The 14,130-nt window shown below is 72.4% G+C and carries 14 protein-coding genes; 8 read left to right on the forward strand and 6 right to left on the reverse strand.

The features are described from left to right. Nucleotides 1–209 precede the first annotated feature (209 nt). Nucleotides 210–500 (forward strand): hypothetical protein, encoded by a 291-nt coding sequence (locus AC3EUV_RS27865; RefSeq protein WP_432145401.1) that lies wholly within the window; start codon nucleotides 210–212, stop codon nucleotides 498–500. Between the two features lie 37 nt (nucleotides 501–537). Here the strand turns inward: AC3EUV_RS27865 and AC3EUV_RS27870 are convergent, their stop codons facing one another. Continuing rightward, nucleotides 538–1,275, reverse strand: coding sequence for a ferritin-like fold-containing protein (locus tag AC3EUV_RS27870; RefSeq protein WP_042148315.1), 738 nt, complete (start codon nucleotides 1,273–1,275; stop codon nucleotides 538–540). A gap of 311 nt (nucleotides 1,276–1,586) precedes the next feature. Here AC3EUV_RS27870 and AC3EUV_RS27875 point away from each other — a divergent pair, with 311 nt between their 5' ends. The 3 genes from AC3EUV_RS27875 to AC3EUV_RS27885 all read left to right on the forward strand — a co-directional run bounded on the left by AC3EUV_RS27875 (nucleotide 1,587) and on the right by AC3EUV_RS27885 (nucleotide 5,708). After that, the gene (locus AC3EUV_RS27875) at nucleotides 1,587–4,061 is read left to right on the forward strand and encodes a DEAD/DEAH box helicase (RefSeq protein WP_432145402.1); all 2,475 of its coding nucleotides are present in this window, start codon (nucleotides 1,587–1,589) and stop codon (nucleotides 4,059–4,061) included. Between the two features lie 101 nt (nucleotides 4,062–4,162). After that, on the forward strand, nucleotides 4,163–5,029 hold the full coding sequence (locus tag AC3EUV_RS27880) for an alpha/beta fold hydrolase (RefSeq protein WP_432145403.1): 867 nt from the start codon (nucleotides 4,163–4,165) through the stop codon (nucleotides 5,027–5,029). Between the two features lie 199 nt (nucleotides 5,030–5,228). After that, nucleotides 5,229–5,708: an SRPBCC family protein gene (locus AC3EUV_RS27885; RefSeq protein WP_432145404.1), complete on the forward strand. Its 480-nt coding sequence runs from the start codon at nucleotides 5,229–5,231 to the stop codon at nucleotides 5,706–5,708. 52 nt (nucleotides 5,709–5,760) lie between these two features. On the opposite strand, the gene AC3EUV_RS27890 is transcribed toward AC3EUV_RS27885, so the two are convergent. Continuing rightward, nucleotides 5,761–6,687, reverse strand: a complete 927-nt coding sequence (locus AC3EUV_RS27890) for an NYN domain-containing protein (RefSeq protein WP_432145405.1) — start codon at nucleotides 6,685–6,687, stop codon at nucleotides 5,761–5,763. A 203-nt stretch (nucleotides 6,688–6,890) separates the two neighbouring features. On the opposite strand from AC3EUV_RS27890, the gene AC3EUV_RS27895 reads away from it, so the two are divergent. Further along, nucleotides 6,891–7,043: a hypothetical protein gene (locus tag AC3EUV_RS27895; RefSeq protein WP_085925097.1), complete on the forward strand. Its 153-nt coding sequence runs from the start codon at nucleotides 6,891–6,893 to the stop codon at nucleotides 7,041–7,043. 125 nt (nucleotides 7,044–7,168) lie between these two features. On the opposite strand, the gene AC3EUV_RS27900 is transcribed toward AC3EUV_RS27895, so the two are convergent. The 3 genes from AC3EUV_RS27900 to AC3EUV_RS27910 all read right to left on the reverse strand — a co-directional run bounded on the left by AC3EUV_RS27900 (nucleotide 7,169) and on the right by AC3EUV_RS27910 (nucleotide 9,634). Further along, nucleotides 7,169–7,777, reverse strand: coding sequence for a MarC family protein (locus tag AC3EUV_RS27900; RefSeq protein ID WP_432145406.1), 609 nt, complete (start codon nucleotides 7,775–7,777; stop codon nucleotides 7,169–7,171). 217 nt (nucleotides 7,778–7,994) lie between these two features. Further along, nucleotides 7,995–8,849 carry a PHP domain-containing protein gene (locus tag AC3EUV_RS27905; RefSeq protein ID WP_432145407.1) on the reverse strand — a complete coding sequence of 285 codons (855 nt, stop codon included), beginning with the start codon at nucleotides 8,847–8,849 and terminating at the stop codon, nucleotides 7,995–7,997. A 146-nt stretch (nucleotides 8,850–8,995) separates the two neighbouring features. Next, nucleotides 8,996–9,634 (reverse strand): DUF6758 family protein, encoded by a 639-nt coding sequence (locus AC3EUV_RS27910; RefSeq protein ID WP_432145408.1) that lies wholly within the window; start codon nucleotides 9,632–9,634, stop codon nucleotides 8,996–8,998. Nucleotides 9,635–9,884: 250 nt separating this feature from the next. Here AC3EUV_RS27910 and AC3EUV_RS27915 point away from each other — a divergent pair, with 250 nt between their 5' ends. Then, nucleotides 9,885–11,144 (forward strand): MFS transporter, encoded by a 1,260-nt coding sequence (locus AC3EUV_RS27915; RefSeq protein WP_435604150.1) that lies wholly within the window; start codon nucleotides 9,885–9,887, stop codon nucleotides 11,142–11,144. Between the two features lie 107 nt (nucleotides 11,145–11,251). Here the strand turns inward: AC3EUV_RS27915 and AC3EUV_RS27920 are convergent, their stop codons facing one another. Beyond that, the gene (locus AC3EUV_RS27920) at nucleotides 11,252–11,836 is read right to left on the reverse strand and encodes a suppressor of fused domain protein (RefSeq protein ID WP_432145410.1); all 585 of its coding nucleotides are present in this window, start codon (nucleotides 11,834–11,836) and stop codon (nucleotides 11,252–11,254) included. Nucleotides 11,837–12,339: 503 nt separating this feature from the next. Here AC3EUV_RS27920 and AC3EUV_RS27925 point away from each other — a divergent pair. Together AC3EUV_RS27925 and AC3EUV_RS27930 are read left to right on the forward strand one after the other, a co-directional pair. Continuing rightward, nucleotides 12,340–13,449, forward strand: a complete 1,110-nt coding sequence (locus AC3EUV_RS27925; RefSeq protein WP_432145411.1) for a magnesium and cobalt transport protein CorA — start codon at nucleotides 12,340–12,342, stop codon at nucleotides 13,447–13,449. A gap of 96 nt (nucleotides 13,450–13,545) precedes the next feature. Then, complete coding sequence (locus AC3EUV_RS27930; protein WP_432145412.1) at nucleotides 13,546–14,085, forward strand: ferredoxin reductase domain-containing protein; 540 nt, start codon at nucleotides 13,546–13,548, stop codon at nucleotides 14,083–14,085. The last annotated feature ends 45 nt before the right edge of the window (nucleotides 14,086–14,130 follow it).

Genomic DNA, 14,130 nt, shown 5'->3' on the forward strand with positions numbered 1-14,130 from the left:
GGAGGGGGCGGGGGAGGCCGGAACCACGGCCTCCCCCGCCGTTCCGGGCCCCCGGGCGCCGTATTTGCGCAGATCAGACCGTTCGAGTCGGTTCGGCTGGGCCGATCAGGCAGCGGACCGGCGCCGGGAGGGTTGCTGCCGGTGCCCCCTGGGTACGACCGCCTACGACCGATTCGTCCGGTCGGCGTTGTCACGCGGGAGGGAACAGCATGATCTGGGAAGCGCTCGGTGCCCTGCTCATCGGCTTTGTCATCGCCCTGTCCGCCACGCGATGGCTGCCCGACCGCTTCCCCTCGCGCACCCTCACGCTCGCCACGGGCCCGGTCGCGGCGCTGCTCGGCGCCATGCTGACCCGCGCGATCCTTGGCCCGGGGTATCCCGTCCAGGTGATGTTCGCGTCGGTCGCCGTGGGGGCGGCGCTGCTGTCGGTCCTGGTGCGCCCGCCGCACCGGCGCCTTCGCCGGCCGGCCCCGGCGCTGAAGGGGCACCGGACGGCCTGAACCGCCCGGCACCCCGATACGACGTCAGGACACGGCGTCAGGCCGCGAGCCCCAGCGCCGCCATCCGCTTGGTGTGTGCCTCGGTGATCCGCGAGAACATCCGGCCCACCTCTGCCAGGTCGAAGCCGTCGGCGACCCCGCCCACCAGCATCGTGGAGAGCGCGTCGCGGTCCGCGACCACCCGCTGCGCCTGTGAGAGCGCCTCGCCCATCAGCCGGCGCGCCCACAGGGCCAGCCGTCCGCCGACCCGCGGCTCGGCCTCGATGGCCGCGCGCACCTTCTCCACGGCGAAGGTGGCATGCCCGGTGTCGTCGAGTACGGCCAGCACCAGGCCACGGGTGTCGGAGTCCAGGCGGGCCGCGACCTCGCGGTAGAAGTCACTGGCGATCGAGTCGCCCACATAGGCCTTGACCAGGCCCTCCAGCCAGTCCGACGGGGCGGTCTGGCGGTGGAACTCGTCCAGGGCGGCGGCGAATGGCTCCATCGCCTCGTTCGGCTCCGCCTCGATTTGCGCGAGCCGCTCCCGCAGCCGCTCGAAGTGGTGGAACTCTGCCGAGGCCATCTTGGCCAGTTCGGCCTTGTCGTCCATCGTCGGCGCGAGCTTGGCGTCCTCCGCCAGGCGCTCGAAGGCGGACAGCTCGCCGTAGGCGAGCGCGCCGAGCAGATCGATCACGGCGGCCCGGTACTGCGGGTCGGCGGATGCCTGCGCCCAGTCCTGGGCGGCGATCCCGGTGTGTTCTTGCGCGTCAGCCGCGGCGTTGTCAGGCGTTCCCATGACCGGCACAATAGCCCGCTCGGCGGCTGGGGGAAGGGCCTGGTCAGCCACTGCCGTTCCCTCGTACGAACGACGGTCGTAGCCGGCGCTCGGGCGCCGTACCCGGCCGTGATGTATTCCTCACTCATACAAGCCTTCGGATGGGCGCGCCATATCCGGGGTACAGTGGTATTTGGACCTGCCGAGTATCGGTGGGTCGTTCCACGAAGCGGATGCCCGGTCGGTGGCCCGATCGGCTCCAAACCGACCGCCCTCTTTTGCGGCGCGTAGCAGACATACGCACAGCAGGAGGGACACCGCTCGCGGCAGGAGTGCCTGAGCGTTGGCAGTGGTCCCGCCCCACCGGCCGCCTCAGGCCGGCCCGTACGAACCCGTACGAAGGTGCGGTACGACCCCCTTCGCCGCCTCACGCCGCGTCTCACAGAAGAGGCAAGATTCTGTCTACATTCCGAGACCTCGGGATTTTTCCCGAGACGGCCGAGGCGCTGGAAGCCGTCGGCATCATCTCCCCCTTTCCCATCCAGGAGCTGACGCTCCCCGTCGCCCTCTCCGGCAACGACGTCATCGGCCAGGCCAAGACCGGCACGGGCAAGACCCTCGGTTTCGGCCTGCCGCTCCTTGAGCGCGTCACGGTCCCCGCGGACGTCGAGGCGGGCCGCGCCAAGCCCGAGCAGCTCACCGAGGCCCCGCAGGCCCTGGTGGTCGTGCCCACCCGCGAGCTGTGCCAGCAGGTCACCAACGACCTGCTCACCGCCGGCAAGGTGCGCAATGTCCGGGTGCTGGCCATTTACGGCGGCCGTGCCTACGAGCCGCAGGTCGAGGCGCTGAAGAAGGGCGTCGACGTGGTCGTCGGCACGCCCGGCCGGCTGCTCGACCTGGCCGGCCAGCGCAAGCTCAACCTCTCCCAGGTCAAGAGCCTGGTGCTGGACGAGGCCGACGAGATGCTCGACCTGGGCTTCCTGCCCGACGTCGAGAAGATCATCCAGCTGCTGCCGGCCAAGCGGCAGACGATGCTGTTCTCCGCGACCATGCCCGGCCAGGTCATCTCGCTGGCCCGCCGCTACATGTCGCAGCCCACGCACATCCGCGCCACCGCGCCGGACGACGAGGGCCAGACCGTCCGCAACACCGCCCAGCACGTCTTCCGCGCGCACTCCATGGACAAGCCGGAGATGGTCGCCCGCATCCTCCAGGCCGAGGGCCGGGGCCTGGCGATGGTGTTCTGCCGTACGAAGCGGACCGCCGCCGATATCGCCGACCAGCTCGCGCGCCGCGGCTTCGCCTCCGGCGCGGTGCACGGCGACCTCGGCCAGGGCGCCCGTGAGCAGGCGCTGCGCGCCTTCCGCAACGGCAAGGTCGACGTCCTGGTCTGCACCGACGTCGCTGCCCGCGGTATCGACGTCGAGGGTGTGACCCATGTCATCAACTACCAGTCGCCCGAGGAGGAGAAGACCTACCTGCACCGCATCGGTCGTACCGGCCGGGCGGGCGCCAAGGGCACCGCGATCACCCTCGTCGACTGGGACGACATCCCGCGCTGGAAGCTGATCAACAAGGCGCTGGACCTGGCGTTCGACGAGCCGGAGGAGACCTACTCCACCTCGCCGCACCTCTACGAGCAGCTGAACATCCCCGCGGGTACCAAGGGCGTGCTGCCGCGCAACGAGCGCACCCGGGCCGGGCTGGCCGCGGAAGAGGTCGAGGACCTGGGCGAGACCGGCGGCCGGGGCCGTGGTCCCCGTAAGGGCGCCGTCGCCGAGGAGGAGCGCGCCCCGCGCACCCGTACCCCGCGGCAGCGCCGCCGCACCCGTGGCGGCTCCGCGCCGGACGGCCCGGCCGACGCGACGACGCAGACGACCGGGTCGCCCGCTGCCGCCGAGTCCACCGAGCGCTCCGAGGGCACGGACGCCGCCGGACCGCGGCAGCCGCGCCGGCGTCGCCGTACCCGCACCGGTCAGTCCGGTGCCGTGACGGCGCCGGTCGCCGAGGCCGCGGCCACCGTCGCCGCGGCGGCCGAGCCCGCCACGGTGGCGACCGAGGCCCCCGCCGAGGTGACCAGGGCCGCCCGCAAGGCGACCAAGGCCCCCGTCGTGGCGACCAAGGCCGCCGCGGTGACCGAGGCCCCCGCCGCGGTGACCGAGGCTCCGGCCGAGGCCGCCAAGCCGCGCCGCCGCCGTAGCCGGGTGATCCGTCCGGTGGAGACCGAGAGCTTCCAGACCGTCGAGACCGCCGCCCGGGCGCTCGCGGCGGAGCGCTCGGCGGCCGCCGCGGCCGTGACGGAGCCCGTCGAGGCGCCGGCCAAGCCGCGCCGCCGTAGCCGCAGCGCCGCCAAGGCCGCCGTGGAGACGGCGCCGGCAGTGGTGACGGAGACCGTGGCCGCGGACGCCGTGGTGGAGGCGCCGGCCAAGCCGAAGCGCACCCGGAAGACCGCCGCCGCCAAGGCCGCGGAGGCCGTGGTGGACACCGCCGAGGGCGCCGAGGAGGCTCCCGCCAAGCCGAAGCGGACGCGGAAGACCGCCGCCGCCAAGACCGCCGAGGCCGTGGTGGACACCACCGAGGGCGCCGAGGCCGCGCCGGCCAAGCCCAAGCGCACCCGGAAGACCGCCGCCGCGAAGGCCACGGCCGATGCCCCGGCCGCCGAGGACGCCCCGGCCAAGCCGAAGCGGACGCGCAAGAGCGCTGCCGCCAAGCCGGCCGCGGACGCGGCGGAGGCCGCCGAGGCCAAGCCGGTGCGCCGCCGCACCCGCGCCAAGGCCACCGCGGCCGAGGTGACGCCCGAGGGCTGACCCTCCCGCTCCACGCCGACGACCCGGACCCGCCCCGCGCGGGTGCCGGGTCGTCGGCGTCCCGGCCCCGTTTTGCCGCCCGGCCCGGATAATCTCGCCTCATGAGCAGGCCGCCCATCCTCACGCTGCCCCCGTGCGCCCGTGCGTACCGACTCGACACCGAGCGCGGCTCCTTCGCCGTGCAGGACGCCCGGCCGGAGGCCGCACCGATCGGCACCGCCCTGTTGGTGCCCGGCTTCACCGGCAGCAAGGAAGACTTCCTCGCCCTGCTGGCGCCGCTCGCCGCGGCCGGGTTCCGGGCGGTCGCGGTGGACGGCCGCGGCCAGCACGAGTCCCCCGGGCCGCGCGACGAACCGGCTTACGCGCAACGGGAGTTGGCGCTCGATGTGCTGGCGCAGGTACGGGCCGTGCGGGAGCCGGACAGCGGGCCGGTCCATCTGCTGGGGCACTCACTGGGCGGCCTGATCACCCGGGCCGCGGTGCTGCTGGATGCGTCCCCGTTCCGTTCGCTGACCGTGCTCAGCTCCGGGCCCGCGGCCATCGAGGCGTCCCAGCAGGCCCGGGTGCGGATGCTGATCGACGCGCTCGGCCGGCTCGACATGGAGAGCGTCTGGCGGGCGATGCGCGAACTGGATCCCCCGGAGGCGGCGGACGCGGCGACCCCGCCGGAGATCGGCGCGTTCCTGCACCGTCGTTGGCTGAACACCGTGCCCGAGCAGCTGATCGCGACCGGCCGGCAGATGCTGGAGGAGCCCGACCGGGTGGCGGAGCTGGCCCGTACGGGGCTGGCCACCCATGTCGTCTCCGGCGCCGTCGACTATGCCTGGCCGGTGTCGTGGATGGACGCGATGGCCGAGCGGCTGTCCGCCCGGCGCACCGTCATCGAGGGCGCCGAGCACTCCCCCAACGCCGAGCGTCCGGAGAAGACGGCCGAGGCGCTGGCGGGGTTCTGGAGCGGGGTGGGCTGAGGCCGGTCCGGGTGGGCCGCCGCCGGTCCGGGTGGGCCGAGGGCAGGTCCGCCCGCGCCGCCACCGGCCCGTCCGCGCCGGTCCGGGTGGGCCGAGCGGCCGGTGTCGCCAGGACAGCGACCGGTGGTTCGGCGAGCATCGAGGAAGGCGGGCCGGCACCGGCGCCCGGCCCGCACCGGCTTCGTACGAAGGGCTCCCCATGACCGAGAATCCGGCGACACCGGGCGATACCGAGGACGGCCCGCACGGCATCGCGCTCACCCGGACCTTCGATGCCCGCCGTGAGCTGGTCTTCGAGGCGTGGACCAGGCCGGAGCACTTCGGGTACTGGTTCGGCGGGGAGCTGCCGGTGCCGGCCGACCGGATGACGATGGATCCCCGGCCCGGCGGGGTCTGGAGTCTGGTGATGCAGACCCCGGACGGCGGTGAGCTGCCGTTCTCCGGGGTCTACCGCGAGGTCGCGCCCCCGGAGCGGCTGGAGTTCACCCTCAAGGACGCGAGCGCGCCGGACGGCATCGAGGGCGAGATCGTCCGGGTCACCCTGACCGACCTCGGGGACCGCACGGAGATGGCCTTCCGTCAGCTCGGCGGCAATCTCACCTCCGAGCAGTACCGCCAGGCGGAGGCGGGCTGGTCGGGCTTCTTCGACCGTCTCACGGAGCTGCTCGCGCGGGCCTGAGCCCGGCCTTCCCCCCGGCCGGACGCCGAAGGACGCGCCTCCGGAACGTCCGCTAATACTGCCCCTGCACGTGATCCCAGAAGCCGTCGCGCAGCACCCGGCGCAGATCGGCGTGGCCGCGCAGGGAGTGCCGCAGCAGCGCCTCCGAAGCGGTCAGCAGTTCCTGGTCGACGGCACCGGGCAGATAGGGGTGGCCGGGGAGCAGTCCGGCCACCCACTCGCGGCCGCGCTCCGACAGCCACTGGGCGGCGACCTGCGCGCCGACGAAGCGCACATCGTCGCGGCTGGGCGCCGGTCCCTCGCCCACCGTCTGCTCGGCGCACTCGACGCCGGCCCGCCGGGTGACGTACGGCTTGCAGAACTCCAGGTCGAAGGTGCGGGTGCTGTCGACCTCCCACAGCAGCGGCTCGGCCTGATTGCGGCCGCCGGGGGCCTCGATGCCCCACAGGTGCACCCGTGCGCCGTAGCCCTGGGCCGCCTCCACCGCGGAGACCAGGTCCTCGTCGCCGCCGATCAGCACCGCGTCGCTGATCGCCCGGTGCCGGGCCAGCGACTCCAGGTCGGAGCGGATCAGGGAGTCGACGCCCTTCTGCTGGTTGTTGGCGTTGAGGTTGCCGAGCCTGACCTTCACGTCGGGCAGCTCGGCGATCCGCTGCTGCTCCTGGGTGTGGATGCGACGGCGGGCGCCGTCGTACCAGTAGACGCGCAGCAGCCGGCTGTCCGGGAAGATCATCCGGGCCCGGTCGATGAGGGCCTCGATGAGCCCCTCCGCGTCCAGGTCGAAGGCCTTGCGGTCCTCCGTGCCGGCGACCAGCCGTCCTGCCGCGGCGTAGACATAGCCGGCGTCCACGAACGCCGCGTGGGTGGACGGGGTGGTGGCGACCTCGGCGAGCACCCGGGTGAGCAGCTCGTTGGTGCGCTCGATCCCGGCGGCGAGCGTGGTGAGGTCAGTGGGGCCCGTGGGCTGGACGTCATTCATACCGGACCCATTGTCCGGGCGGTCACTCTGCGGGCACAACCGTTCTCGGGCAGGCGTACTTAGGCCGTCGAAATTTTTCTTTAGCGTAGGGAATGATTGCACTGGGCAGGGCGTTCTCCCTGTATGGAGCGCCCGGCAGTGCCGCCGGGCAGCGCCGACCCAAGGAGTTCTCCGCAGGAGGATCAGACGAAGGGAGAAGCCGTATGCGCTTCGAGATCATGCGCCTGGACGATGTCGACGGCACCGCCGTGGACAGCACCGTCGTGGACGCCGCCTCCGTCAACCGGATCGTGCAGCAGGCCGCCTCAACCGGCCAGCGCATCTATATCCGCCCGGCCGACACCGCCGTCCGTTAACACCCTTTCCGCCGCCCGGTAACGCGCCGGACCGGCAGCCGGCCGCGATCGGCCGCACCGCACGAGCGCCCCCGTACGCACAGGCCGTACGGGGGCGCTGTGCGTTGCACGGCGGTGTGCCGGTGTCAGGCCGCCGCCTGGATCACCTGGAGCACGCCGTTGATGATCTGCTGCACGGCGAGCGCGGAGAGCATCATGCCCGCCAGCCGCGTGACCAGGACCACTCCGCCGTCCTTGATCAGGCGGATGATCACCAGCGAGAACCGCATCACCAGATACAGCACCACATGGATCGCCGCGATCGCCGCCCAGACGGAGATCTGCGCGGCGACACCGTGGGCGTGCTGCACCGCGAGGATCACCGACACGATCGCGCCGGGCCCGGCCAGCAGCGGCATCCCCAGCGGCACCAGCGCCACATTGACGTCCTTGGTCTGGGTCGGCTCCTCCGACTTCCCGGTCAGCAGATCCAGCGCGACCAGCAGGAGCAGCAGCCCGCCCGCGATCATCAGCGCGGGGGTGGAGATGTGCAGCCGCCCCAGGATCTGCCGGCCGAAGAGGCCGAAGAGGGCGATGACGCAGAAGGCGACGGCGGCGGCCTGCCAGGCCATCCGGCGCTGCACCTTGGCCGGCCGGCCGGAGGTCAGGGCCAGGAAGATCGGGGTGATGCCCGGCGGATCCATGATCACGAACAGGGTGACGAACAGAGTACTGAAGACGGCGACGTCGAACACGGTGATGGCCTTGCGAGAGGTGGTACGGGAGCAACCACGGACCGGCGCGGTGGGCGCGGGCCCGTAAGGAGGGGGTGGTGGGGCGGCGGGCAGACAGGGGCCTGCGCCTCGCCCGGACGGAGAACGGCCCGGTGGATGACGGTCCGGTGGGTAACGGTCCGGTGGGTAACGGTCCGGCGGACCGGGGCATGTGGTGCGGCAGCCGGCCGCGGCGAGCTCAGCCCCCGGTGCCGGGAACGGGGAAGGCGCCGGTCGCGCGGCGCACGATCTCGCCGTAGATCTCGGGGTCGGTGGTGTATTCGCCGAGGCGACAGGTCTTACGGCTGCCGTGGTAGTCACTGGAGCCGGTGGTCAGCAGGCCGAGGTCGGCGGCCATCCCGCGCAGCCGCGCGCGGGTCGGGGCGTCGTGGTCCATGTGGTCGACCTCGATGCCGTCGAGGCCGGCCGCGGCGAGTTCGGCCACCGCGCTCTCCGGTACGCAGCTGCCGCGCTTGACGGCCAGTGGATGCGCGAAGACGGTGACCCCGCCGGCCGCCTTGACCAGCCGGATCGCGTCGAACGGATCGAGCTCGTGCTTCTCCACGTACGCCCGGCCGTCGTTGGCGAGCCAGTCGGCGCAGAACGCGTCGGAGACGGAGGGAACCACGCCCAGGTCGACGAGGGCGGTGGCGATATGCGGCCGTCCCACGGCGCCGTCCCCGGCGATCCGGGCGACCTGCTCCCAGGTGATGGGCACCCCGAGGTCCCGCAGCTTGGCGACCATGCCCTGGGCCCGCGGCACCCGGTCGTCCCGCACCAGCTCGCGCTCGCGGGCGAGCTCCGGCTCCGCGGGGTCGAAGAGGTAGGCGAGCACATGGAGGCTGACCCCGTCGAGGCGGCAGGAGAGTTCGGCGCCGGTGACCAGCGTCAGCCCCGCGGGCAGCGCCGCCCGCGCCTCGGCGTGGCCGCCGACGGTGTCGTGGTCGGTCAGCGCGACGACGTCCAGCCCGCCGGCCGCGGCGTTGCGCACCAGCTCGGCGGGGGTGTCCGTACCGTCGGAGGCCGTGGAGTGGGTGTGCAGATCGATACGCACGACGCGGCCTCCGGACTGCTGCGGGACGGACGGGGGACGGGGCCCGGGAAACACCGGGGACAGGTACACCGTAAGGGGACCTCAGAAGGATACCGGGCGGCCGGGTGGCACCGGGCCGCCCGGCGGCCGGCGCCAGCGGCCGGCCGTCAGCCCAGAATCCGCGGCGAGAGCGCCCCGCACGGCAGCAGATCCACCTCGGCGCCGGCCTCGCGCAGATCGGTCAGCACCAGCTCGTCGTACATCATCAGCCCCGACTGCTCGGGCCAGGCGATCGCCCAGAGCCACAGCCCGCGCGCCTCGCCCGCGAACACCGCACGGTCCGAGGGCGCGTCGTCGAGGTGCCACAGCGGGGTCGGGCGGCCGGCGGCGAGCACCTTGCCGTGCGGGTGCTTGTCGACGCAGAGGTGCGGGCCGGGGTCGGGGCCGTCGATACCGGCGTAGCGCGCGCCGAGTCCGACGCCCAGTTCCTCGGCGATCAGCAGCAGTTCGCCGGGACCGCCAAGCGGCCCGGGGCCCGTACAGGCCACCGCGGTCGCCCGGCCACCGCTGCGGTCGTCGCCGGCGCAGGCCACCCCGGTGAACAGCCAGCCGACCGGCAGCGGCCAGGGCATCCATACGGGGACCTGGGCGCGGTGCACGACAACGCCGAGCGCCTCGACGCTCGGCGGGACGACCGGCTGGAGCGGATGCACGGTGCCGTGCAGGGCGCACTGCCAGGTGTCGGAGAAGAGACCGGGCGCCCGTACCCGGCCTCCGCACTTCGGGCAACTGGGTTCGCCCCTCATAGGGACCAACGGTCCTCCAGCCCCGCCGCCGCGTCAAGGACGATCACCCGACCGGTGTGCCCCGAATCACTTACGCCGGCGCGCATTTGACCGCATCGCGAGACCCATTCACGCCCACCCCAAGAATTAGTTGCAGCTTGCATTCTTTAGATCGCCTAACTTATTGTGTGTAAACGTCAACGATCTCGCGGCCGCACCGGCCGCCACGGACCAGGGATACGCAACCGGCAACAGGAAGGGGAACCGCAGCATGAGCGGCACGAAGAGCGGCGGCCACGGTGGCGCGGACGATCCGTTCGAGGAGGGCGGCGGCTCCCTGCTCCGCCAGCCGAAGGCCGTCTGGGCCACGGCGGGCGCCTCGGTCGTGGCCTTCATGGGCATCGGCCTCGTCGACCCGATCCTCCCCTCGATCGCCCGGGGCCTGCACGCCACCAACAGCCAGGTCTCCCTCCTCTTCACCTCCTACTTCCTGATCACCGCGGTCGCGATGCTGGTCACCGGCTTCGTCTCCAGCCGCATCGGCGGCCGTAGGACGCTGCTGGCCGGGCTGGCGCTGGTGGTGGTCTTCGCGGCGCTCTCCGGTATGTCGGGGTCGGTCGGCGAACTGGTCGGCTTCCGGGCGGGCTGGGGCCTGGGCAACGCGCTGTTCGTCTCGACGGCGCTGGCGGTCATCGTGGGCGCGGCGGCCGGCGGGAGCAGCGCGGCGATCCTGCTGTACGAGTCCGCGCTGGGGCTCGGGATGGCCTGCGGCCCGCTGCTGGGCGCGGTCCTCGGTGACCTGAAGTGGCGCTACCCGTTCTTCGGGACCGCCGTCCTGATGGCCGTCGGCTTCCTCGCCATCACGGTCTTCCTCAAGGAGCAGCCGAAGCCCGCCGCCAAGACCTCGCTCCTCGCCCCGGTCAAGGCGCTGGGTCACGGCGGGCTGGCCGCCACCGCCACCGCCGCCTTCTTCTACAACTACGCGTTCTTCACGGTGCTGGCCTTCACCCCGTTCGTGCTGAACATGTCCCCGTACGCGTCGGGCGGTGTCTTCTTCGCCTGGGGTGTGCTGCTCGCGGTGTTCTCGGTGATCGTGGCGCCCCGGCTCCAGCACCGCTTCGGCTCGCTGAAGGTGCTGTGCGCCTCGCTGCTGCTACTCGCCGCCGATCTGCTCGTACTGGGCTACGGGGACCACACCACCGCCGTCGTGTGCACGGTCCTGGCCGGCGCCTTCATCGGCCTGAACAACACCGTCTTCACGGAACTGGCGCTGGGCGTCTCGGACGCCCCGCGCCCGGTGGCGAGCGCCGGCTACAACTTCGTGCGCTGGTTCGCGGCGGCGGCCGCGCCGTTCCTCGCGCCCAAGATCGAGGAGTGGACCGATATCCATCTCCCCTTCGTGGTCGCGGCCGTCGCAGCGGTGCTCGGCGCCGCTATCGTCGCCGTCCGGCGCCGGGCGCTGACCATCGTGGCCGCGGAGCGGGCGCCGCAGCACGCGACGGAGGACGGGGTCACCGCCTTCGCCCGGTGAGGCACCCCGGGGCCGCCCCGTCCCGGCCCGTCCCGCAAGCAAACTGACGCCCCGTCGGTCTCTCCTGAGAGAACCGACGGGGCGTGCCGCTATGGGCAGCGCGCGGATCAGTCCAGCGGAACGCCCGTGCGCAGCGGATCGCGCAGATCCGTGCCGTGCTCCAGCCAGCGCTTCTCCAGGGCCTCGGCGCCGTGCACCCGCTTCCAGGCCGCCTCGTTGGGCGTCATCGGCAGCAGCGGCAGAAAACGGACCGGCTCCCTCGGCTCGTCCAGTTCGAGATCCTCGACGAGCCCCCCGGGCGCCGCGACCAGCACCGAGGTGAACGCCGCACCCGGCCACAGCGGTTCACCCACGTCCAGCGAGGCGCCGGGCGCCACCACCACCCCCTCGACCTGCGGGGACGCGGCGAGCACAGCGAGCGGCCGGAGTGCCTTGTCGGTGTCGGCGAGGCCGGCCCGTACGGACAGCACGAGTTCGGCGCGCGGACCGCGGAGGGGATCGGCCACCACTGTCGTGGGGTCGGCCATGGGCTGCGCGGACATCCCGAGCGTGGCGTAACGGACCACCCCGCTGTCCACGAAGCGGAGGACCTCGATACGGTCGGTCCCGAGGAAAGTGACGGCGGCGCGCGCGTCCGGCTCGCCCAGGGCGGTCCGCAACCGGGCCTCGACCAGCTCAAGAACGTCAGACATGGCGCGAGCATACGGCCGGGCACCCGTTCGGCCGTCACCCCTCCATGTTCTGCTGTGCGGCGGCCCCCGTTCTTCGTATGGAACGGGCAAAGCGGCACCGCAACGCTTCAGGCGGCTGATAGCCTTGCCGTCTGGTCAGGGAATGACGTCGTCCCCCAACGGGGACCGGCCGGAGGAGGTGGGGCTGCGGTGGATCCGAGTCGACCGTGCAGTACCGATAGTTCTCCCGTCATTTCCCTCGCGCAGCGAATCTCCTGATCCGAGAGCTTCCGTACCCCGCCGCTCAGCGGTGAAACCAGGGAAGCACCTTTGCGCCGGAAGTAGATGCCGGAAGAGCGCCTTCGACTCTTTGTTCCGTGTTTTCTGCGAACTGCCGTCAGTGCCCCCGCACGGAGCGCCGCCCGCTTTGCGGACGTACAGCCGATGACGCCTCGTACGTCCACGTTCCGGGCAGCGTTGCCCCCCGCGCCCGCGCTGACGGCCGGCCCGTGAAGGAGCCTGCCATGTCGATGATCCGCGACCTGCGCGCCGCCGTCCGTCCGTCCCGGCGTCGCGACGACCGTCCGTACCCCTATGAGTCCACCCCGGCCTGCGCGAACAGCGCCATCGTCGACTGCGGTGTCTACCGCGAGGGCCGCCGGGTGAGCGAGCACGTCACCCCGGCCGAGGCGATGGCCGGTGTGCGGACCGAGGGCGGATTCGCCTGGATCGGCCTGCATGAGCCGACCGAGGCCGAATTCGCCGGTATCGCCCAGGAGTTCGGGCTGCACCCGCTGGCCGTCGAGGACGCCGTGCACGCCCACCAGCGGCCCAAGCTGGAGCGTTACGACGAGACCCTGTTCACGGTCTTCAAGACGGTCCACTACGTCGAGCACACCGAGCTGACCGCGACCAGTGAGGTCGTGGAGACCGGCGAGGTGATGTGCTTCACCGGCCGGGACTTCATCGTGACCGTGCGGCACGGCGGCCAGGGCTCGCTGCGCGCGCTGCGGCACCGGCTCCAGGACGACCCGGAGCTGCTGGCCAAGGGGCCGTCCGCGGTGCTGCACGCCATCGCCGACCAGGTCGTCGACGGATATATGGCGGTGGCCGGCGCGGTGCAGGACGACATCGACGAGGTGGAGATCGACGTCTTCAGCTCCGGCACCAACGGCAAGGGCTCCCCGAAGGGCGGCGACGCCGGGCGGATCTACCAACTCAAGCGTGAGGTACTGGAGTTCAAGCGGGCGGTGTCGCCGCTGCTGCGGCCGATGCAGTTGCTGAGCGAGCGTCCGATGCGGCTGGTGGACTCCGACATCCAGAAGTACTTCCGGGATGTCGCCGACCACTTGGCGCGGGTCAATGAGCAGGTGCTGTCCTTCGACGATCTGCTCAACTCCATCCTTCAGGCCAACCTCGCGCAGGCCGCCGTCGCACAGAACGAGGACATGCGCAAGATCACCGCATGGGCGGCGATCTTCGCCGTACCGACGATGATCGCCGGGATCTACGGCATGAACTTCGACTACATGCCGGAGACGCACTGGGAGTACGGCTACCCCGCCGTGCTGCTGGTGACGGCCGCGATCTGTGTCGGCATCCACCGCGGGTTCAAGCGCAACGGCTGGCTGTGAGCCCGGCGCCGCCCGCCGGTACCGCCCGCGGGTCCGCGCATCTCAGCGCCTGGGCGGCCCCCGTCGCCCGACGCAGGGGCGATTAGGCTGAGCCGTATGACGGACACCGTGTCGCAGGCCCTGCACGATCGGGCGCTCATCGAAGAGGCCACCAAGAAGTCCGGCCTCATCTGGGTACGGGGGACGGCCGGCCCGTCCCGTGCGCTGTGGCACCTGTGGCTCGACGGGGCCGCCTGCCTCATCGGGGACGGCGCCGGTGAGCAGCCGCTGGCCGACCTCGGGCTGGCCGACGGCGGGACGGCGACGGTCACCGTCCGCAGCAAGGACAAGGGCGGCCGGCTGGTCGCCTGGCAGGCCCGGGTCGTCGAACTGGCGCCGGAGAGCGAGTCCTGGCGTGCCGCGGTCGACGAGCTCAAGGGCAAGCGGCTGAACGCACCGGACGCGGACACCCTCACGGAGCGCTGGGCGCGCGAGTGCCGGGTGCTGCGGCTGGAGCCGACCGGGGAGACCACCCAGCGCCCCGGACAGATGCCGGCAAAGTCGCATGCCGTGCCGCCCCTGGCGAGCCCCGCGATCACCCGGCGCCCCGCCCCGGCCGCGCTGCCGAAGCTGCTGCGGCGGGGGCGCAAGGGCTGAGCCCGGGGCGGCCGTCAGGGGTCCGGCCCGCCCGCCGGGCGTGCT

It is taken from the genome of Streptomyces sp. bgisy130 (genome assembly GCF_057708345.1).